Origin of the sequence: Bradyrhizobium sp. WSM1253 (assembly GCF_000244935.1) — a bacterium.
In the GTDB taxonomy this organism is placed as follows: Bacteria; Pseudomonadota; Alphaproteobacteria; order Rhizobiales; family Xanthobacteraceae; genus Bradyrhizobium; species Bradyrhizobium canariense.
Genome location: NZ_JH600072.1, coordinates 181,911 through 201,922 on the forward strand (window position 1 = coordinate 181,911; position 20,012 = coordinate 201,922).

Here is a 20,012-nt window from a genome sequence, read left to right on the forward strand (position 1 = left end):
GTGCTCACGCTTGCCCACCGGTTTTCTCTGAGACTGCCGTCTCTGCCCCGAGTAGTGCGGCGTGCTTACTAGGTCGCCCATGGGCGGGGCCGCCGACCGAGGGGACGGCGACCCCTCGCCGCGAATGCGCCGATACGCGAAACGAGGACGACTTCGCGACTGCATCCAGCATCTGCGCTGGGCCGGATCGGCGCAAGAACGTCCGTGCGTTAGTGTTACTTGGGCCGCGGCCTAACTACGTTTGGCCGCTTCGTGGATCGGCCTCGTGAGACGATTTCGTCAACAATTCGCAGCGTCCGAGCGAATTCAGACCGAAGATGTCGAGCGTGCGCCGCATCTTTTGGCTCCCAGAGAAAAGCAATCTTCACGAGAAAGCGGTTCAATCGCGATGTGACGAGAAGATTGTCAGAATGTTGCGAGCGCAGACGACTATAGCCCGCGTTGTCAGCAATGCATAGCGCATGGTCGATTCGAGATTGTCGGTGTCCTTATTCGCCCCGTACAGAAGAGCTGGCGAATGCATTTGAGGAAGCCGATCGCCTTGCTAAAGCTGCACGTCGTGCTCGCCATATTTGCTAGGCTCGACGTCTCGCCGCTTGCTCGTCAATACAGTCAAGCTTTGCTGCGCAGATCACTTGCCGCAGTCCACCACGAACACTTTGTACCCGCATGATGGCAGTCCCATCCAAAAAGGGGATCGTCAGGTTAATCGAATGTCCGTCTAAGGCAGCGCCGAACTGAGTGCAGGCGCGCGGAACCTTTGTACGCGTGGCAATTCGGCTATAACGGCGTGAACTCATCGATCGCGGGGCTGCGTCAACTAACCCGCTCAGTGTACGCGCATCGGTGGCGTAGCTTTACCGTCTGCCGAACCGTGCGGTTCGAGCTTAAAATCGAAAAGCCCCCCAGCGTCATCAGCAGCACACCTAACGAGGTTACCGTCCAGCTGCGCGGCTCGTCGCGCACCTCTTCATTGTGCGCGGCCATCGGGATAGCTGGAGGTGAGTCGGCTCGCGCGGCCGCGGCAAGCTTCTCCACGTCAACTTGGGGCGGCACGGAGTGCTCGGGCGTGAGCTGGGTGATAGGAAGATCCGCGACGGGTCGCGCCGGCATGGGGGCCGGCGTGCCCGCATCGAAAACAGAAGCGGCATCGGCCACCTTGAGTTCGCGTGCCGGCGGCGTCGGCTGAGCCCCCTCGGCCGCCGATGAGCTTGGCAACTCCGCGCGCGCATCGATCACGGGGCTCGCCCTTTGCTGCTCGGCCTCGTTCTCGACGGAGCTGGCGGCGCGGTTGGCCACACGACCATGAGCCGGTTGTCGCACCGTCACGGTGCCTTCGGCTAGGAACCAGCATTTGCGGTGGCCGTCCCGCCGATAGACCCAGTGCTGGCGTGGGCCATGCGAGTTGCCGGGCCGCGGCAAGCATTCCGGCTGCACCAATGAGGTTGCAGCGGGCTCGCGCGGAGCAATATTGAACAAGTTAGTAATAGGGTCGGAGCACGCTGGTGTCGCCGGAAGACCTCCGACAAGGACTAAACCGGCGAAGTAAAATCGCAAATGACGGGACATCGAAAACTCCCGGTGCTGCGCCCCCTACTCGGCACGAGCCTTCGCGGCGACATGGGCTCCGATGCGGCTTAAATCTGGCAACGTGATGGATTAATTGTGCTCCTGGCCATCCGAGTTAACAGGCCATCCAACACTCTTCGGTTGCAAAACGGGCAGCGCGTTCAATTAAGTCGAGCCACATGCGTTACGTGGGCCGTCGATCCCGCTCGCGATCCGCGACGCGGCCGCCCGGTTGATCACTCGCTGCGGTGTTTGCGCTCACCTTCGCAATGGCAATGTGGAAGCGCAACTGGTCGAGCGGTAGGTTGTGGATAATACGATGCCGGTGTGCGGGCCGGGGTGAGGATTCGCCTGGCACCAAATTAAATGCTCCGTCACGATATTACCGCCATCGCGCCTTTCTCCCGTTTACCTCCTCATTTAAATGTGGATTGTACGACGACTATATAACTGATGGCTTGTCTGCTCCTTCATTCTCGACTTGTCTGCCTGGGCCTTCCCCCAAGAGTTGGATCGAGCGATGAACACCGAGCATTTCAATTCGCTTTCCCTTGACGAACTTTGGATACTTCACCAACAGGTCGCCGCCACCCTCAGTCAGAAAATTTTGGTGCAAAAAGCACGGTTGGAGGAGCGGCTCCACAAAATTGGACTGGCCGAGAAAGCTGTACGGTTCGATCGTAAGCGCCGTCCATACCCGCCCGTTCGCCCCAAATATAGCAACCCAAAGAACCCGGCGGAGACATGGTCCGGCCGCGGCAGACTGCCTCGATGGCTGCGGCCGCAGCTTCGAGGTGGCCGGAAGTTGGACGATTTCCTAATCGACCAGGCTTCGGTTCAAAAGCGGCAGACAAATTGAGCGCCGCGATCACATTGGGAAGAAGGCCCACTGCAATGATTACGACGGATGTCCAAGATCAGGCCATAGCCGCGAAGATGACCGGATAATTGACTTCGAGAGGCAATCGGCCAGACTGCACGTCAATAGTGAGCAAAGCAGATTGCACCGCATCGCTGGTGCCGGACACATGATCCATCAGTCCGCGACCGCCGAGGTGATGGCAGCCGTCGACGAGGCCGCTGCATTCATGAATAGCGATCAGCCAAAGAATGCCGCCCCCGGGCGATCCATAGCAGACTAAGCAAAGCCGCGCGGCGACGGAGCTTACGGGCCACCGGCAGCCACTCTTCTGCAACTGGCCTCCCGTCCCCGCCAGGCAGCTTCGGAGACTCGATCGTGTTCAATCTCTACTCCATGAAGAGAAACGTGCACGCGACCCGTCGCCTGTTCGCCCCGCTCAACAGCAGCGTTGGCAACTTGCCCAGCATGCCCGGCATCTTCCCGGACTGCCCCGCCCCCTCGTCCGCAATGTGCCTGCGGCGGTGGCCCACAAAGGGAAGCGGGATTGGGTCAGCGACGATCTGGACGCACCTGGAGGGGCACGACTGTGTCCGGGTCGCGGTGACCGGAGCGCCGGCTTTGCAGCTTCACCACCTGCTCGAGTTCGAGAGCCTCTATGGCGAGCTCATCTGCCAAGCGTTCGAAAAGTGCGCGCTTTTGCGGGTCGCTCGATCGCCTGCTCATAAGGGCCAAATCCGCGGCATCCGCACGGAGTTTGTCCAATTTTTCCGTCAGGTCCGCCATGGTATCGGCCCCGTCCTAGACCAACCTCGTTATGCGTGACGGGATGCAGGTCAACGGCGGAACACGCTAGGGGTTCTTCGTTAACCGATTGTTAGGCCGACATTCGTGAAGGCCGAGATGTGTGAACGAGCGCCCGCTAGCTTTGCCCAGCGCGTCTGCGGCTATCCGATCAATGCTTCAGTGCGCACACGTGGTCACGAGCAGCATGGTTCGGCTGCATTGCCACTCGGACCCCAACATTGGTTCATGGACTCCACGAGGAGTACCGACGGCCATGGTAGTAGCAGCTGCCACCAGAACAGCGGCCGTCAGCGCGAGCATTCGATAGGTTGCCAAGTTCCACTTCATTGGCGCTTCCTCCAGTGGAAGCGCGCACGCTAGGCTCAGGAATACCTCCCGCTTGTGAACTACTTCACAGGGCGTTTCCTAACAGTCTGCGTCAACCGGCGGCCCTCGAGGCGCTAGGCCCCCGAGGTACGTGATGCTGCAGTCCCCAGAAGGCGATCAGCAGAACGGCTGCGGCCCCAATTCCCAGCAATAGGAGAATGGCTTCCAGCATGACGAATCAAGCCCCGCCCAAGGGAATCATACACATGGGTGAAACTTAGTCATCGTGGACTGGCCTGCCCCGGTCCGATCTGATCAAAAGAAAAACCCGCCGGTCTAGGTGCCGCCGGGCTCTCAATTTCCATTACTATCGCAGTGCTCGTCACCAGTCCGCGATAGAGCCTGTTCTAGCGCTGGGTGATTGACGGTGTGTTACTTGCGCATACGCCGCTGAGCGCACCACCGGGCAAACCTGAGCCGCTGGAGCGCCTATAGGGCACGGATTCAGGCGCATTCGAGCTTCTCATTAACCAGATCGAGGCGTGCTCCTATCTCGAGTACTACCTGATGCAAGCCATCAATGGCGGTGTCTAGAACTAGCCCGTGGTCATTCGAACAGGCGCGCGTTGCGCTCCTGACCGCATGGTCTAGCAAACCGACTTCAGGTGGTGCCCGGGAAGCTCCTGCCTCCTCAGGCCACCTGCCCTTGGTTGAGGATGGGACGGATCAGTCTGCTGCGTTTTTCAGGTAGCCGCGGCGACGCATCCAGTGCCAACTCGCGCTATGTGTTCGCCGAGACACCACGTCGCAGTCGACGTCTTCGATAGATCACGCCTTCGGGCTGTCCCATACTCCAGGCGCTTCGACCATGATTTGGATCAAACAGAGCGAGAGCTTCAATTGGTTGAACTCTCTTATGAGCAAGAGCAGCTTTAGCGATCGAGCTCAAGCTCGCATTGGCAGATTTAACTCGTAGCAAGTCACCGTAGAAATTCATGCGACTCCCAGGCCGTCAACTGAGATCTGTCCCATTCCAACTACTTGCCGTGGAGAGTCTAGAGGAGTGGATACCCGCGGACCACGAGTTATGATAGCTACCGCCCATTCAACCTAGCCAGGAGCCGACTAGTTGGTAAGGTTCGCGTTTGAACTCTCCCGGTACTGTGACGGAGTGCCAATTGCCTGCCCCGCCGGGCGGATGGTTTCGCGGCAGGGTTCAAACGAATCGGACCACCATGTCCTCTAGCTCCAACGCCAATATCGCCAAGAGAGCGCGCACGAAGGCTGAGGCGGATTTTGCCACCTGGCTCATGATGGCCAAGCTGGGTGGTTTCGATGACCTGCCGTCCAGCGCCCAATGGTTTCTGACAAATTATCAAACTCGGCTCGAGACAATGAGCGAGGCCGAGTCCACGGTTCTAGCCGTTCGCGAGGTCTACAGCGCTTATTACAGCGAGATGGGAGGTGTAGGCGCTGCGCCGGAACCAAAGGCTCGGACGCCTACGACAGAGGGCAAACTCGTGCGGTCCCAGAGACCGCCTGGACCTAAACGCGGTCAATCGGCTGCGCGTCATTCGACGAGGCCAATGACCCGAAAATCCCTCCCGGCACTGCTGATTTTCGCGAGCATGGTGGCACTGGTTGTCGCATTCGGATTTCTAGCGCAGTAAGATCGCCCGCGGAATGTGTGCGACGTCTGCTTTTCCCCCGACAGCGACCTAACCAGCGGAGATCGTGCACTTCGCAGTTGGGGCCAACAACGGACATCAGCCGGTGGGTATATCCCATCAAAAACGCGTTTGGGCTGTCGGCCGATCCATCGTACATTAGCCAATGGGTTGAACTTACTTGCCATGCCGCAAATGCCGCCAAACCGAATCGAACGCAGGTTAGACGCCGCCGACCAGGCGATTGCGGCCTGTGGGGCGACGCCCGGGAAGCTCTCAAGGCGCTCATCGTCGCGAATGGCCTCCAGGCGCAGGGCGAAGAGCTGCGGGCTTCGATTTCTGCCGGCTACTCGCGCGGCCGGTTCGACATACCGCGCAACCGAAAGGATTGGTACGACTGACATGCCCGCGGTCACCTACTATGTCGCCCTGCCCTTCGTGGCCGCCGACGACGGCATCGCCGCCGGTGAGGCGGTCGAGTGCTTCAATCCGAACGCGGCCGTGATGAAAGCCGAGGCGCTTTCGCGGGAGCCCGGCATCGTCGGCGCCCTCGCGTTCAGCCGGACGGGGGATCCGGGAAGCGGCGACTTCAGTGACGCCACGCTGATCCGGAAGTTCGGCGCGGTGCCGGACGACCTTAGCGCGTTGTGAGCGCGCGCGCGGAGCTCTTGTTCCGTCGAGCCGACGCGAACCTAGTTGCCGTGCAGCGACAAACTGATGCGGGTGACGACGTCGTCCCAAGCGTGCTCTTCCGCTGCGGGATAGTCGATCAACACGCAATGGATCAGCCGCCCTGAGAAGTTGCAGCGGTTGTACCAAACCTTGTCGCCCTTGTAGCTCGAGACTGCGAAGAACCGCGGCGTCACCCGCTTGTACTGAATGCGCGGAGGCGGACCCTTTTTTGCCAGAAAGGCAGCCGGCGAATCGTTCGCCACGTTGGGCGCGGCCTGGATCGTGATGTCGGCGCGCCCGTCGGCGGTCCGGAACCGTTGCCCGTAGCCGTCGGGTCGGCCGGCTTCTTCCGTGAAGATCGAGGATGGAAAATCCACCGCAGTGCCGGTCTGGGGAATGGTGTACCTGGTCCATTTCACCGGTTGCGCCGAGACCGTTGCGGTCGAGGCGACGAGTGCCAGCGCGAGAGCGGTCGTCGATTTCATCGCATTTCCCTCCGGCAGCAAGCACGGTGGAAAAGCAGAAACGCCAACTGCGTTCCAAGAAGCCTCACGCCAGAACGACAGCAGTCGAGCTACTCGCCTTCATCCACAGCGTCGTCGGGACCGAGCAAGCTTAGGGCCGTCTCGATCTTGCCGAGAATTCGCTCGATCTCTTCGCGCTCGTTCGGTCCAGGATCGTTCTCGAGTTGCTCCATGAGCTGCTGCTTCTGCGCGAGCAGCTTTGCCACCGTGGACATCCGACCTCCCCTCCGGTTTTCTGCAGCCTGAGAACAAGGAAGTGGTGCGCTGCCGAGGCTCGCGCCAGCGGCCCGGTGTTCAGAAGATTCCTAGAACGGCGAAAAGCGCGACCTCGCCCACGAAGGCTCCGGTCATGAGTGCGACGGTGAGAACCACGTCGCCTACGGGCATGGTGGCCATCGGCTGCTGCCTCGCGTTCAAGCCCCCTGTGCTGAATTCATGAAGGCATGAAAAGGTTTCGGTTCCAGCAGCAAGGTTCCCGGTATAGCCTCCCGGGCGGGCAGGACATTTCGAAACAGGGCGCGTCGATGCGATTCCTTGAGGTGTCATGCTGGTGCGTGACCGTGGCGGGCCTCGCCGTTGTCCTCGCGGTCGTAACGCTGCTCTGAGTGACGACGCAGGTCATTGCCGCTCCCCTCAGACGGGCGACGAGCCCGTGTTGAAGAGCTGCGAGATCGCCGTGACCAGTTGCGCCGGCGCAGGGGCTTTTCGATGACGATGCTGTTCGGCACGCCTTGCGAGTTCCACTCCTCGGAGTGGCCGCCGGTCGTGTAGATCACCGGAAAATCGGGCTCGATCTCGCGGATCCTGCGGGCGAGGACCCATTCAGTGCCGATGCCGATATTGGTGAGCAACGCGTGGCAGCCGGAGCCGCCGTTGCGGAACCGAGAAAGAGCCTCTTCGCCAGACGGCGCGATGTCGGCCTCGAATCCACCGTCGGCCAGAGGCAGCGGCGTCGGGCGCCTCGTCGCCGGCATCGTCTCGAGGTCGTTCGGCCTGCTCCTTCAGGTCGGCCGTCTTCTCGACCAGGCCGGCCGCCACCTCCGGATCGGCAATCGCCTTGCGTACTTGAGCAGGGTTGCAGCCTGCCGGTTGAAATACTCTCGTCCCGCCACGTCTTTACCACGCACGACCAGCCGCCCCCGGCGACAAGGAAAGTACATCTCCTGCGATTTGTTCCTCGAAATGTACAAAAGTGAGCATTTCGGTCCGGACTCGCCGAACGGTTCCCTGTGGCGAATATTGGCAGGACACCAGACATCAATGAGGAATCCGGTCAGACCAGACGACGTCCCCGGCCGCGCCGTCGCCGCCGAAATCGGCGAACGCCTGCGCCAGCTGATGGGCGTCGACACGGACCTTCCGCCTCCGCTGCAGTCGCTCCTCGATCGGCTGCGCGCCTCCGAAGACCAATCATCATTACGGCAGTGCGGCCGTTCGCAAGCCGGGGCGCGGGCCGCTCGCTAACGACCGCTTATCCTCGGCGCCATGAGAGTGGCGATTGCCATGATGATTGCTCTCCTCGCGGTCAACTTCGCGGACGAGCAATACAACGCGGGCCGCGATACAGCCCAGCTGCCAAGCTCATGCTTTCGGAGATCGCAAGATCGTTCGGCTGAGCCAGGTGCCCGCGGCGCCTGGCGGGCCCGACACCAGCTCGCGTCCGCCGAGCGGCTTCGGTTTTCCATGAGTTCCAAGCCGTAGAATCACGGAATCCAATGTTCGCCGCGCCTGTGCTTAAAAAAGGGCTGTTGTCGAGCGCGAGCATTTCAGCAGCTATCGTATTTTCAATTCGGCCGCAGCGCTGCGTAGCTGCGGCCTTTTGATTCCCGCTTCCCCTCCGGCACACGATGCTGCAGGCCCACCTGCCTACGCCGCGATCGAATCCGCGTCCGCCCGGACGACGCGATTGCGCCCTCGATGTTTGGCCACATAGAGCGCCTGATCGGCCAGCCGCATGACTATGGCCAAGTCCGTTTCACCGCGGCATTCGGCCAGTCCGATGCTGATCGTCACATTGGCGGAGACCTCGCCGCTGGCCACCGACTCGGCGGCACAGGACTGCCGGAGGTCTTCCGCGTGTTGGACGGCGCGCTCCTTCGATACCCCGCTCATCAGAATGGCAAACTCTTCCCCGCCGTGCCTTGCCACAAGCATCCGCTTTCGCTCGGCGAAGGAGCGCAGCACCTCGGCAATGGCGATGAGCACCTTGTCTCCGAACTCATGCCCAAACTGATCGTTGATCGCCTTGAAGCGGTCGATGTCGCACATCAGCACGGTGGTCGGCAGCTTCGCATCGCGCGCCGCGGTCAAGGCCGATTCGGCAGCTTCGTCGAAGCCCCTTCGGTTGAGCAGACCGGTCAGCTGATCGGTGCCGGAAATCCGCCGCAGCTCGGCGCGTGTCAGCGCGAGTTCGCGCATCATCCGATCGAGGCTAGCAGCTGTGGTGGTGTCCATGGGCTACTTCACCGAATGCCGCAGGGTCGTCCCTGCGGACTATCCTCGCGGGAGAAGCAACCGGTCCGTCCCATTAGCGGACATTTACTCCGAACGAAGCTCGATCCGAGAGGCGCGCCCTGCGCAACTCGTTGGTGTCTTTGATCGCATCGCGTATCGGTGGTATGATGATGCACGCTGAAGAGGTCGAAAGCTGAAAAGTGTTAGCCAAGGCTGTCGTTGCTATGCGCACTAGGCCCCACTTTCGTGACGTAGCCAAGCTCCTGGGCCAAGCGGCGGTGGGCGCGTTGACGATCGGCATACTGCGCACCGCCCGCCATTTCGATCCGACCAAGACTGCCAACTTGTTCGCCCGGATCACTCGCTCAATCGGGCCCATGATGCGGGAGCAAAAGACTGGTCGAGCCAATCTAACCGCCGCATTTCCGGAGAAATCGCCTGCAGAGATCGAGACCATTCTCGCAGGCGTCTGGGACAATCTCGGTCGTGTAGGCGCCGAATTCGCGCATCTTGATCACATCTGGAAGTACGATCCCGCACGGCCCGAGGATAGCCGGATCGAAATCGACAAGCGCTCGTATGAATTGTTTACGCAGCTGCGACTCGACGGCAAACCGGCGCTGATCTTTGCAAGTCATCTTGCCAACTGGGAACTTCCCGCGCTGGCAGGCGTCGCACACGGGCTGGACACCGCGATCCTGTATCGCCGACCCAACATCGCGTCCGCCGACCGCATCATCCAGGATATGCGGGCCGTGAACATGGGTACGCTTATTGCGGCTGGTCGTGACGCTCCCCTGCGACTTGCGGAAGCCCTGAAAAGCGGTCAGCACGTCGGGATGCTGGTCGACCAATATCTGACCAACGGGGTCGAGGTTACTTTCTTTGGCCGCAAGACCAAGGCCAATCCGATGCTAGCCCGACTGCTGCGGCAGATCGAGTGCCCGGTTCATGGCGTGCGCATCATCCGCCTACCGGGACACCGCTTTCGTGGCGAACTGTCTGAAGAAGTGAAGCCCGTCCGCGATGCCGCAGGAAAAATCGACGTTCAGGGAACGATGCAGGCGGTCACGTCGGTGATTGAGGGCTGGATCCGCGAATATCCCGATCAGTGGCTGTGGCTACACCGTCGCTGGCGGTAGCACCCGCTCAAGCTCCGTGGCCGGCAGCGGAAGCATATCGTCCAGTTCGGCAATGCGGCGGTCAATCTCGCCAATCACGCGCTCCGAGAACGGCCCGAGGTGCATGTACAGCGCCATCAGCATGACGATGTAACGCAGTGCACCTGGATTGGTCTTGGCGACCTCGACGAAGATCTTCCAGAACGGCTCGCGAACCTCCGGCACGGCCCGCATGATCTTGTGTACGCTGTCGATGCCACCAAGCCTCTTGCGCACATCGCCATCCGGCAGGTCGCGGCGCCGGTCGGACCGGTCGAGCATGGCTGCGAGACGCGACAGCCGTCCTGCATATGCTGCCGGACTATAGACGTGCCCGAGCACGGCCTTGTAATCGGCAAGGATGTCACGAAGCGGACGCTTGGTATCGAAATTACAGCCGAGCGTGCACTGATCGCCCGCCTGCTCGACGTTCATGAGATCATGGCCCTGGTGCAAGCGGCCTTCCGCGGCCAACCGGCGTGTAAGCTGCGTCCCAGGCAGCGCATAAAGCAGTCCAACGATGGAGACTGGAATGCTCGCCTCCTCGATGAGGTCGGCCATCGCCTGTCCTATCGAGGCATTTTCGCTATCGAACCCGACGATGAAGCCGGCGGTGACGAACATGCCGTAGCCGTAAATCTTGTGAATGCACTCGGCGATATTGCGCCTGGTGTTCTGCTTCTTCTTCATCTGGACGAGCGTCTCGGGATCCGGGCTCTCGATGCCGACGAAGATCGCGAAGAAGTTCGCATCCTTCATTGCCTGCAACAACTCGCTGTCGTCCGCGATGTTGATCGAGGCTTCGGTTGAGAACTCGAATGGATAGTCGTGGTCTTCCAGCCAGGCTTTGAGCCGCGGCATCAAGGTGCGGAGGTTCTTCTTGTTGCCGATGAAATTGTCGTCGACGAAATCGACATGCCCGCGATAACCGTGATCGTAGAGTGCCTGCAACTCTGCGAGAATCTGATCGTTGGTCTTGGTACGCGGTACGCGACCATACAACTCGATAATATCGCAGAACTCGCAGGTGAACGGGCAGCCACGCGAATACTGCAAGCCGACGTATAGATAGTGATCGAAGTTGAGAAGATCGTAGCGAGGCATCGGGCTCAGCGTGACATCTATCTTGAATTTCTCGGCGATGAACACGCCTTTGCGTTCGCCGCTTTCCCAAGCGGCAATGAACTGCTCGATGACATGCTCGGCCTCGCCGATCACCTGAAAATCCGCGTCCGCGTAAAGATGCGGGCTGGAGGAGACGTCCGGCCCACCGACACATACTGGCTTGCCGCGCAGGTGAGCGAGATTGATCAGGTAGATGGCATCCGGTTGCTGGTTGAGCATACCGCCGATCATCACAAGATCGGCCCAATCGAGGTCCGCCTCTGTCAAAGCCTCGGTATTGCGGTTGACGAGGCGGATGTCCCAATGCTTTGGCAACATAGCGGCGACGGTGATCAGGCCGAGTGGCGCCGTTGGATACTTCGCACCGACGAGTTCGCAGGCCTCCGCATAGTTCCAAAACGAATTCGGAACGAACTTAGGATAGATCATCAGGACGCGGCAGGGGATTGTCATGCTGTTACAGGCCCGGGCGTTGATGGCGCAATGCCCCGCTGTTTATCGGGGCTCAAGGGTTCGCTTCCGCTCGTCGATAAGACGTTGAGTGCTGATCGTGGAGGTGTGCACTGCGGTCCCGTTTCACACCTCCGCGGCTGTGCATTGCGAATCAATCAAGCCTGACTGAACATATCCTCAGCCGAGAGATGAATATGAAGACGGACCATAAGCCTAGTATCAGTATCCGCAGATACGCCTTCTAATTGGATTTTTTTGGGGCACGCTTTTTCGATCCTGCAGCGTCCAATGGTTGAGCTGTCCGGCGCCAGGGTTCTCCTGGTCGAAGATGTGGGCCTTGTGGCCCTCATGCTCGAAGATATGCTTGAGGAACTCGGCTTGAAGGTCGTTGCCTCAGCGGCCCACGTGAAAAAGGCATGCGAACTCGCGACCACGGCATCGTTCGATGTTGCGCTCCTTGACGTGAACCTGGCCGGCGAGTTTGTTTTCCCGGTAGCTCGCATCTTGCGCGACTGAAGGATTCCCCTCCTGTTCAGCACGGGTTACGGCGGACCTCCGCTGGAGGAAGAGTTCAGCAGTTCGCCCGCGATAGGCAAGCCGTTTTCTATCGATCAATTGAACGAGAAGTTGCTGGCGACTCTGGCGCTCCCTTAGAAGGACGGCTTCGCGCGTTTCGGTGCGTCGGATGCCGACCGGCTTCGTTCTTTAAGCAAGATCGGAGGCGGTGGCCCAACGCTCGCGAGGCGGCCCCGAGGACGAGGAGCCGCTGCTCACGGGCCCACCGTCATGTCGGGTCCTGGCTCATAGCCGACCTGTCGGGAGCAGCCGGTCGAGGACCGCTTGTGACCCCGAGCCAACATCGAAATAACCGTGAGGTTTGGTTTCCAGGAAAGTCCCTTTGCCAGATCTGCAGTGAACATAAACCCTTGAAGCGAGCGAGCACTTGCATCGGTCCAAGATCAGCGCAGAATCCAAACCGATGCTGTCCGAGCGGGCTGTAGCTTCCTATGCGATTTCCCAGAGTAATGTCTTCGCGCGAGCCAGTTGGGATAGTCGATAGCCGCCGCCGCTGTGCAAGGTCGCACGATCGGCGTCGTTGAGCGGCGCGCGCTTGTGATAACGCTCGACCAAGTCGGGGTTGTCCGGCACCGATCGGCAGCACGTCTGCGCGATCCGGCGTCAGGTCGTCTTCCATCGTGTCGATGTGCGTCCAGATTGCAAGAAGAGTAGGGGCTCGATAAGCGCGCGCGATATCGTGCGGCAGATTCTCGTCGCCCGTATGCAACAGGTGAAAATAAGCCAAGCTAGAGCTTGTCGAGCTCGGTGACGAGATGAGGGTAGAGATCTCCGGGCTCGTTCCCTTCGACCGGATCTCGCTCGCGACAGCCGTGGTCAGCTCGAGGCCAAAGTGCCCCCGTCCTCGATCAATCAGCCCATGATGACCAATTTATCGCGCTGCCGCCTTGTTGCGCTTTGGTGCTTCTTGGGCGTCCATTGCTGGTTTTGACCCGAGTCAGTTGGGCGAGTTGACGCTCCACGTATGGGCCTTGATCCGCAGGTCGGCGCCCTCCTTCTCGGCGACGAGCAGGAAGTTGCCGCTGATATCCATCGTCTCCTTCGCGTCGGGCACGTTGATATTGCCGGTCCAGGTGCCCTGCTCCCAAACCACTTCTCCCTCCGTCGAGCAGCTTCCTCCGTCGTGAATGTCGAGGTGGTTCCAGATCTTCATGGCGCCCTCGGCCCATGTCTCGATGCCCGCGCGTCCGGTCACGCTCGGTTGTCCGGCGGGAATAAGAACGGCATCTTCGGAGAACAAGGCCGCCCAGCGACGGGGGTCATGGCCGTTGACGGTCTCCATAAACTTGGCGTTCAAGTCGGTAAATGCTTCGGAAAAACCCATAGTCGCCTCCTGTGTTGAGTGCAGGTGATTAGGCGCGCGCGGCGATCGCCTCCGGAGGCGCGGTTTCGAGGAGCGCCGCCTTATCGAAGGCGGCTAGGATCCGGTCGAAGCGGCCGGCAATGACGTCGCGCAGTTCCGGATGCGTCAGGATGTAGAGGTCGTTGTCCGCGATCCCGACCAGAACGCGCTCGGCCACGAAGGCCGGATCGATTCCGGCGGCAACAAGTATAGCCATCTGAGGGTTAGCCGGCTCGTCGGACGGTCCGCCGAAGCGCAATGGCCGGTTGCGGACACTGGTGGCGATGCGGGTTCGCACGAACGCCGTACACAGAACGCTAACCCCGATCTTGGTGCCGGCGAGCTCGGCTGCGAGGGTCTCCGTCACGGAGATCACGCCGGCTTTGGTGGCATTGTGCGGGCCCGTCCCGGGTTGAGCAATCAGGCCAGCCAAGGACGCGGTGTTCACGATGTGGCCGCCTTCGCCATGCGCCTTGATGTGTGGGAGGAATGCCTGAATGCCATGGACGGAGCCCATGAGGTTGACGGCCGTGAGCCAGTTCCAGTCTGTCTCGGCGATTGCCTCGATGGGGCCGCCGATGCCGGCGCCGGCGTTGTTGCAGACAACGTGGACGTTGCCGAAAGCGGCGAAGGCCTCGTCCGCCGCGCTCATCACGGAGATCGGGGCGGACACGTCACAGGCGACGGCCCGTGCATTCGCTCCGGAATCTCTCAGATCCCGCAGGGCCGCGTCGAGCGCGTTTTCATCAATGTCGGCGAGCATCACTTTGGCGCCCTTCGAGGCGAGGGCGCGGGCCAAGGCGAGGCCGATGCCACTGGCGGCGCCGGTGACGAAGGCCGTCTTTCCGTCGAAGCTTTCGATCATGTCCCTTCTCCTCTCTGTGCTTGCTTTCTACAGCTGGTTCCTCGGATTCAGGCGGACCACCACCATCCGCCGACCATGATGCGGTTCCTGAGCTCCACGGTTCGCGGGGCGCGCGGCGGAAGCGTCGCGACGAGTGCGAGCGCGCGTTTGAGGTGCGCCGCTGCCTCCACGTTGTTACTGGCCGCGGTGGCACGGCCGGAGGCCGCGATGTACAGCTCCGCGGCCTTCTCGGTCTGGCCCGCTTCGGCGCAGTGACGGGCCAGCGTCTCCGGCTGGCGCTTCGGGATCTCCGAGAAATCAGTTTCGAGCACCGCGGCGATGCGACCATGCAACCGCTGGCGCCTGTCGCGTAGCATCGTGCCGTAGGCGGCGTCCTGCACGAGCGCGTGCTTGAAGGTGTATTCGGCGTCGGGCGGCGCACCGCGCCGGGAGATCAGTTCGGCGCTTTCGAGCCGCTCCAGCGAGCGCTCCAGCACCCCCGGCGGCAGTTCCGCGACGGCGGCGATCAGCTCGTAGGAGAATTGCCGCCCGAGCGCCGCGCCCAGTTGAGCAAGATCGCGCGTCTCTGGCATCCGGTCGAGACGGGCGAGCAGAGAGGCGAGCAGCGTCTCCGGAATTGCCGTCCGCCCGATCAGAGCGGTCGCTATATAGGCGTTGCCGGCCTTCCTGACCAGGCCGCTCTCGAGAACGGTCTTGGTCAGTTCCTCGACGAACAGCGGAACGCCGTCGGTGCGGTCTAGGATCTGGTCGGCGATCTCTGCCGGCAGCACCCGACCGCCCGTGAGATGGGACATGATGGCCACGCACTGATCGGGCGCCAGCCTGCCGAGGCCGAGCAGATCCACGTGAGCGCGGTCACGCCATACCGGATCGAATTCAGGGCGGAACGTGACGACGAGGAGGACCCGAAGAACCGCGAGCCGGTCGACGAGGAGGTCGAGCAGCGCGCGCGTAGTCGGATCGCTCCAGTGTGCGTCCTCGAAGATCATGAGCACGGGCAGCCGCGCGGCAAGTCCCTCGACCAGCGTCAGCGGCGCTTCGAGAGTCTTCGCCTTACGAGCCGCCGGCGTCAGATCGAGCGGCGGATAACGGTCGCCGATGGGGATGCCCAAGAGATCGGCGAAGAGCGGAGCGGTCTCGGCGATCCGGTCGGTCGCCTGTGCGACGACGTCTTCAAGCTTGGCGAGGCGTTCGCCATCGGTGTCGGTCCGGCGGATGCCGGCCGCATGGTTCAACTGCGCGATCAGCGGGTGGAGCGCGCTGTCCTGATGATGCGGGGAGCAGAAGTAGCGCAGCCGCGCATGCGGCTCCTGGGCGGAGCATTCAAGCAGTACCTGCGTCATGCGCGACTTGCCGACGCCGGCCTCTCCCGACAGCAGCACGACGCGGCCCTCTCCCGCTTTCGCCTGCTCCCAGCGGCCCATTAGCCGAGAGGCCTCGTCGTCCCGGCCGACGAGCGGGGTGCCGGCGGCACGTAGCGCCTCGAAGCGACTTTCGGCCGCGTCGCCGCCCAGCACCTGCCAGGCCCGCATATCGCGGTCGAATCCCTTGAGCGCCACCGTGCCGAGATCGCGGTATTCGAATAGCCCGCCGGTCAGGTCGCGGGTGCCGGACGAGATGACCACGGCGCCGGGTTCGGCCAGCGCCTGAAGTCTGGCGGCGAGGTTCGGGGTCTCGCCGACGACCGCCTGCTCCTGCGCCGCGCCGGTGCCGAGCAGGTCGCCGACGACCACGAGCCCGGTGGCGATCCCGACCCGGACCCCGAGCGGCGCGTTGGCGGGGGTCTCGAGACCCGGTATGGCTTCGACCAGGGCGAGGCCGGCGCGGACCGCGCGCTCGGCGTCGTGCTCGCTCGCCTGCGGATACCCGAAATAGGCCAGTACGCCGTCGCCCATGTATTTGGCGACGAAGCCGCCTTCGCGTTCGATAGTCTCCGCGCAGCACTGGTGGTAGGCGGCGACGACGGCGCGCAGGTCCTCGACATCCAGCCTGGTCGACAACGCGGTCGATCCGACGAGGTCGCAGAACATGATCGACAGATGACGGCGCTGGGCGTCGTCGGCTGGCGCCGGTGCAGTTGCCATCGGACGGGCGCCCGACGCGACCGGAAGTTCGGCAATGGTCGCCAGCAACTTGCGCCGGTGACCGAGCGAGACGCCCAGCTCCTTCAGGTCGCGATCGGTGAGATGGCCGAGCACTGAGACGTCGATGTCGTTTTCGGCGAACCGCGTCGCGTATTCGGGCATCCCGACGGTCGTCAGCCATTCGGCAATCGAAGTTGGTTGGGACATCTCGACCCCGCCCAAGCGTGCCCGGTTAGCGTGCCATTTTAGCAAAACCGTCAAAAATAGCCACTTGTCCGCCGGACGGTGCGCCCCCCAACAATTGAGAAAGGCATGATTACTTACAGACTTATGATCTTTGAGTGCCGTGCTCGCCTTCAGTAATAGCTCTGTGGCCGGTCCCCCCACACGGCGAGCCGCGATGCAGGATCAGGGAATGTCCCGGGCCATACCGGACAAACCACTGGCTCCACTGCAACCGAAAGCAGCAACCACCGACATCTTCGATGAGGAAAGCCTCGGAGCATACAGCAACGTCGTCAGAAGACGCGCAGCGCCAGATGCAGAGGCAGCCAACCGCTTCGCCACTCCCATCGAATCGAGCTGACAAATCGGCATCATTCTAGACCGATTTAGATCCCAACCCGCAAGCTCGTTGGATTGGTTCGTCTAATTCCCGATCGCCGATTTTCACCGCAAGACTCGCAGCGAGGCCTGCAATGGCGAAGGCGTCCGTCGAAGCCCATCATCCCTAGATCGGCGTTAGAGCGGCTTACAAGAAGAAGCGGCGCGGGTTGGCGGCCTATGGCTTAGCCCAGCGGCCGAGCTTTTCCATAATGTCTCATATCCGAATGAAGCTTGCCGTCCAGTTTCCGCCCGATATTGTTGCAAAAGTCGTTTTTCGCCGATGACCAAAATTCCGCGGGCCGTGGGCGCGACTTTCGCGTACAAGATGCGGGGGACCTCACGGCCTCACGCAAAATTCACAGGCGACTTCGGTAACGCGATTGAGGTCATACGAATCAGCGGTCGCTCGCTGCGTAGTGGTTTCGCGAAAAATCTTGAGCCCTGCAACTTTCGACTTTTGCAACACAATCCGCCCCGAAGCAGACGAACTTGGGAAAATGCACGACTCCCGAACCGTCGAGCCGAGCCGGATACTGAGCGCAGCGCAACGGCGTTCGCGGTGACCTCTTAGCCAGTATTTTTGACCGCCTCAGCCAGTATCTCGTAAAGCTGCTGCTTGCTGAATTGCTTGGGCTGCTGCCTCTCCGCTGCGTTCCGCGACACCTTCTTTGCGACTGGACCGGCGCAAGCTGCCGACGACGTCGCCTCAGCTTCGGGATCGGCCTTATCTTGGGCCTTGCCGTGAGCGGCTTGTGACCGCGCTTCAGGCCCTGACGGGTCAGCATGCCGCAGACCGCGTCACGACTGCATCCGAGCCGGCGCGCTATCTGCGCCGCGCTATGTCCCGCGGACCAGAGCCTGGTGAGGAGCCCTATGTCTTTCGCATCCCAGCCCATGGGAGATATTATAGCACCCACGGCCGAACACGCGTCAATCTAGTCTTCGTCCGGCTCGCGCACGACCGCCGGTTCGTCATCGCCGTCTTCGTCATCTTCATCCTCCTCGTCCTCTTCATCTTCATCTTCATCTTCATCGGGATCTCTTGGCGGCGTCGCGCTGCCCATAAGCACGAGCGGTGTCCAGCAGGTCGCTGTGATGGAGGCTTCGAAGGTGTGTTGCTTCATGTGTTGCTGCTCCTCGAAAAGCATCCTCGGTGAAATCCTGACCGGCGGCACGCGAAGATCCAGTGCGCGACTGTCGCAAACGCGAGGGTGACACTAGGTCGATGACATGAGCAGGGGGCAGCACCGCCACGCAACTGGCGACGCTACTTCACCGAAAACCCATGAGACTCTATGTCAACCAAAAGCTCGCCGCTGATGATTTCGGGAACCCCAAGGTCGAGGTCATGCAGACTTGCCTGAACAAACCCCAGTATCTTGGCGTTTGCTACGTTGGCACTTTCGCGGTTATCGAATATCATCACGGCGATACCGACACCCTTGCCCGCATCCAGCACATGGTAAGATCTAAATCCCTGCGATTGCCTCAGGATCTCACCGACGCCGCGCTTGGCGCGACGAGCGGCGTCCGTGACCGAACGAACCTTCGTGTATTTGCGAATGACCATGTACATGGGTCCACCACGCGCCACACGCACCCCGCATCAGAGCATATCGGTCCTAGTCGGACCAGTGCCAACTTCCGGGATAGGCCACAGCGCCCGGTTGGCCGGACCGCGCAACGCGCCTTTTCCAATGAGCCATCCTCGCCGGTAAGGGCGAGGTGCTTGAGGCTCAGGTGCCTTCGAACGTGAACGAGACGTTGAGCTTGGTGCGATAGGCCTCGACTTTTCCCTTGTCGTCCAGTTGCATATCGAGCTTGACCACCTCTGCAACGCGAAGATCCCGGAGGGATTTAGCGGTTTGCTCGACCGCATTGGCAGCCGCCTTCTCCCACGAGTCGGTGCTGGTGCCGACCAACTCGATGACCTTGTAGACGCTATCGGGCATGTCGCCCTCCTATTCGGGGTAGATCGGAAATCAAGCATCTGGATCGCGACGCTGAAACGTGTCGGCGATGGTCGCGGAAAGGGTCCGATTGGCTGTCGCTTTTGCTGAAGACTCGGGCGGCCCCGTCAAGAGATGCGATCGCATTCCTAGCCCGAACGGACGCGCACATGGAATCTCCTTCCAGTAGACTTCTGAATATAATTTTGCCGACCGATGTTGTCATTGCGCCAAAGGTTTTGACCCATGAAGCGATGGCACCGCGTCAGCATCAGCAGCATGGTTCTCGCCGTGGCTCTGGTGTGGGCCGGGGCCCGGTGGTCAGCCGATCGCACGTTCCATCAGAAGCTATAGCTTCATCGGTAACACGTACGCCTGAGCTCATAGAGCGTGCGTGGCACCTGCCCGTGGCAGCCACATTCCAAAGACACGTTGATTGGCAATCAAATGGCTCTCGCTGCGGACCTGCCGCTGTTGCGAATACGTACCGGTCTCTTGGCGAGTCGGCGGGGACGGAGAGCAAGGTGTTGGCCGGCACTTGAAGCTGCGGGACGGGCGTATGCATCATGGGTCTCACGCTCGACGAGCTGGCCAACTCGCCAGTCCTCCAACGATCCGGGCGACGCTACATCGTCAGTTTCGATCGCGCTCAAATTTTCGGTGCTGCGAGTGGACACCATTCGCCAATCGAGCTTTTTTGAAGCCGAGGACCTCGTAGTCGTGCTCGATGTCAATATCGATTTCCAGCCATGGCTCGTCGACCGGAAGCGGCTGTTCGACGCTGTAAATACCTTTGACGGCGATAAGAAGCGGGGGCTGCTGTTGATAGAGTAATATCCCGCATGTCGCCTTTTGGCCCTTAGCGAGCCATTTGCCGAGCGCGTTGCTGAGTCCGCTTTTTGGGGGATTGTGTTGCAAAACTCCGGTTGAGACGACTCGCGAACCGTGATTCCGTTGGTGTGAGGCGGCATTTGCGGGAGCAGCGGATGTTAGG

General features: G+C 61.1%; 19 protein-coding genes and 2 pseudogenes. 7 read left to right on the forward strand and 14 right to left on the reverse strand.

What is annotated here, in order from left to right; genetic code table 11:
• Window positions 1-816: 816 nt before the first annotated feature.
• Window positions 817-1,569: a hypothetical protein gene (locus BRA1253DRAFT_RS00840; RefSeq protein WP_009859302.1), complete on the reverse strand. Its 753-nt coding sequence runs from the start codon at window positions 1,567-1,569 to the stop codon at window positions 817-819.
• 520 nt (window positions 1,570-2,089) lie between these two features.
• On the opposite strand from BRA1253DRAFT_RS00840, the gene BRA1253DRAFT_RS00845 reads away from it, so the two are divergent.
• A complete protein-coding gene (locus tag BRA1253DRAFT_RS00845) occupies window positions 2,090-2,428 on the forward strand; it encodes an H-NS family nucleoid-associated regulatory protein (protein ID WP_009859303.1) in 339 nt (112 codons plus the stop codon).
• Between the two features lie 73 nt (window positions 2,429-2,501).
• A pseudogene (locus BRA1253DRAFT_RS46065) lies at window positions 2,502-2,711 on the forward strand (alpha/beta fold hydrolase); the annotation flags it as partial.
• A 269-nt stretch (window positions 2,712-2,980) separates the two neighbouring features.
• Here the strand turns inward: BRA1253DRAFT_RS46065 and BRA1253DRAFT_RS40880 are convergent.
• Window positions 2,981-3,214 (reverse strand): hypothetical protein, encoded by a 234-nt coding sequence (locus tag BRA1253DRAFT_RS40880; RefSeq protein WP_083869748.1) that lies wholly within the window; start codon window positions 3,212-3,214, stop codon window positions 2,981-2,983.
• Window positions 3,215-4,776: 1,562 nt separating this feature from the next.
• On the opposite strand from BRA1253DRAFT_RS40880, the gene BRA1253DRAFT_RS44955 reads away from it, so the two are divergent.
• Complete coding sequence (locus BRA1253DRAFT_RS44955; RefSeq protein ID WP_009859307.1) at window positions 4,777-5,211, forward strand: hypothetical protein; 435 nt, start codon at window positions 4,777-4,779, stop codon at window positions 5,209-5,211.
• A gap of 399 nt (window positions 5,212-5,610) precedes the next feature.
• Complete coding sequence (locus BRA1253DRAFT_RS00860; protein ID WP_009859308.1) at window positions 5,611-5,859, forward strand: hypothetical protein; 249 nt, start codon at window positions 5,611-5,613, stop codon at window positions 5,857-5,859.
• A 41-nt stretch (window positions 5,860-5,900) separates the two neighbouring features.
• Here the strand turns inward: BRA1253DRAFT_RS00860 and BRA1253DRAFT_RS00865 are convergent, their stop codons facing one another.
• The 4 genes from BRA1253DRAFT_RS00865 to BRA1253DRAFT_RS00880 all read right to left on the reverse strand — a co-directional run bounded on the left by BRA1253DRAFT_RS00865 (window position 5,901) and on the right by BRA1253DRAFT_RS00880 (window position 8,858).
• Entirely contained in the window at window positions 5,901-6,365 is a 465-nt protein-coding gene (locus BRA1253DRAFT_RS00865) for a hypothetical protein (protein ID WP_009859309.1), read from the reverse strand.
• Window positions 6,366-6,454: 89 nt separating this feature from the next.
• Window positions 6,455-6,619, reverse strand: a complete 165-nt coding sequence (locus BRA1253DRAFT_RS44195; RefSeq protein WP_009859310.1) for a hypothetical protein — start codon at window positions 6,617-6,619, stop codon at window positions 6,455-6,457.
• 327 nt (window positions 6,620-6,946) lie between these two features.
• Window positions 6,947-7,378, reverse strand: a complete 432-nt coding sequence (locus tag BRA1253DRAFT_RS00870) for a hypothetical protein (RefSeq protein ID WP_009859312.1) — start codon at window positions 7,376-7,378, stop codon at window positions 6,947-6,949.
• A gap of 892 nt (window positions 7,379-8,270) precedes the next feature.
• Window positions 8,271-8,858, reverse strand: coding sequence for a GGDEF domain-containing protein (locus BRA1253DRAFT_RS00880; RefSeq protein WP_009859314.1), 588 nt, complete (start codon window positions 8,856-8,858; stop codon window positions 8,271-8,273).
• Window positions 8,859-9,082: 224 nt separating this feature from the next.
• Here BRA1253DRAFT_RS00880 and BRA1253DRAFT_RS00885 point away from each other — a divergent pair, with 224 nt between their 5' ends.
• Window positions 9,083-10,000: a lipid A biosynthesis lauroyl acyltransferase gene (locus tag BRA1253DRAFT_RS00885; RefSeq protein ID WP_009859315.1), complete on the forward strand. Its 918-nt coding sequence runs from the start codon at window positions 9,083-9,085 to the stop codon at window positions 9,998-10,000.
• Here BRA1253DRAFT_RS00885 and BRA1253DRAFT_RS00890 read toward each other — a convergent pair.
• A complete protein-coding gene (locus tag BRA1253DRAFT_RS00890) occupies window positions 9,980-11,596 on the reverse strand; it encodes a B12-binding domain-containing radical SAM protein (RefSeq protein ID WP_009859316.1) in 1,617 nt (538 codons plus the stop codon). The genes BRA1253DRAFT_RS00885 and BRA1253DRAFT_RS00890 overlap by 21 nt on opposite strands.
• Before the next feature lie 288 nt (window positions 11,597-11,884).
• Here BRA1253DRAFT_RS00890 and BRA1253DRAFT_RS44960 point away from each other — a divergent pair, with 288 nt between their 5' ends.
• Entirely contained in the window at window positions 11,885-12,112 is a 228-nt protein-coding gene (locus tag BRA1253DRAFT_RS44960; RefSeq protein WP_245285832.1) for a response regulator, read from the forward strand.
• A gap of 997 nt (window positions 12,113-13,109) precedes the next feature.
• On the opposite strand, the gene BRA1253DRAFT_RS00900 is transcribed toward BRA1253DRAFT_RS44960, so the two are convergent.
• The 7 genes from BRA1253DRAFT_RS00900 to BRA1253DRAFT_RS00930 all read right to left on the reverse strand — a co-directional run bounded on the left by BRA1253DRAFT_RS00900 (window position 13,110) and on the right by BRA1253DRAFT_RS00930 (window position 19,021).
• Complete coding sequence (locus BRA1253DRAFT_RS00900; RefSeq protein WP_009859317.1) at window positions 13,110-13,496, reverse strand: nuclear transport factor 2 family protein; 387 nt, start codon at window positions 13,494-13,496, stop codon at window positions 13,110-13,112.
• Window positions 13,497-13,524: 28 nt separating this feature from the next.
• A complete protein-coding gene (locus tag BRA1253DRAFT_RS00905) occupies window positions 13,525-14,379 on the reverse strand; it encodes an SDR family NAD(P)-dependent oxidoreductase (RefSeq protein WP_009859318.1) in 855 nt (284 codons plus the stop codon).
• A gap of 47 nt (window positions 14,380-14,426) precedes the next feature.
• The gene (locus tag BRA1253DRAFT_RS00910) at window positions 14,427-16,670 is read right to left on the reverse strand and encodes an adenylate/guanylate cyclase domain-containing protein (protein ID WP_009859319.1); all 2,244 of its coding nucleotides are present in this window, start codon (window positions 16,668-16,670) and stop codon (window positions 14,427-14,429) included.
• Between the two features lie 794 nt (window positions 16,671-17,464).
• Window positions 17,465-17,965 carry a GcrA family cell cycle regulator gene (locus BRA1253DRAFT_RS00915; protein ID WP_009859320.1) on the reverse strand — a complete coding sequence of 167 codons (501 nt, stop codon included), beginning with the start codon at window positions 17,963-17,965 and terminating at the stop codon, window positions 17,465-17,467.
• 39 nt (window positions 17,966-18,004) lie between these two features.
• Window positions 18,005-18,193: a hypothetical protein gene (locus tag BRA1253DRAFT_RS00920; RefSeq protein WP_009859321.1), complete on the reverse strand. Its 189-nt coding sequence runs from the start codon at window positions 18,191-18,193 to the stop codon at window positions 18,005-18,007.
• A gap of 143 nt (window positions 18,194-18,336) precedes the next feature.
• On the reverse strand, window positions 18,337-18,645 hold the full coding sequence (locus tag BRA1253DRAFT_RS00925) for a hypothetical protein (protein WP_035992153.1): 309 nt from the start codon (window positions 18,643-18,645) through the stop codon (window positions 18,337-18,339).
• A 160-nt stretch (window positions 18,646-18,805) separates the two neighbouring features.
• Window positions 18,806-19,021: a dodecin family protein gene (locus BRA1253DRAFT_RS00930; RefSeq protein ID WP_009859323.1), complete on the reverse strand. Its 216-nt coding sequence runs from the start codon at window positions 19,019-19,021 to the stop codon at window positions 18,806-18,808.
• Window positions 19,022-19,272: 251 nt separating this feature from the next.
• On the opposite strand from BRA1253DRAFT_RS00930, the pseudogene BRA1253DRAFT_RS00935 reads away from it, so the two are divergent.
• Window positions 19,273-19,852, forward strand: a pseudogene (locus tag BRA1253DRAFT_RS00935) (phytochelatin synthase family protein).
• Window positions 19,853-20,012 lie beyond the last annotated feature (160 nt).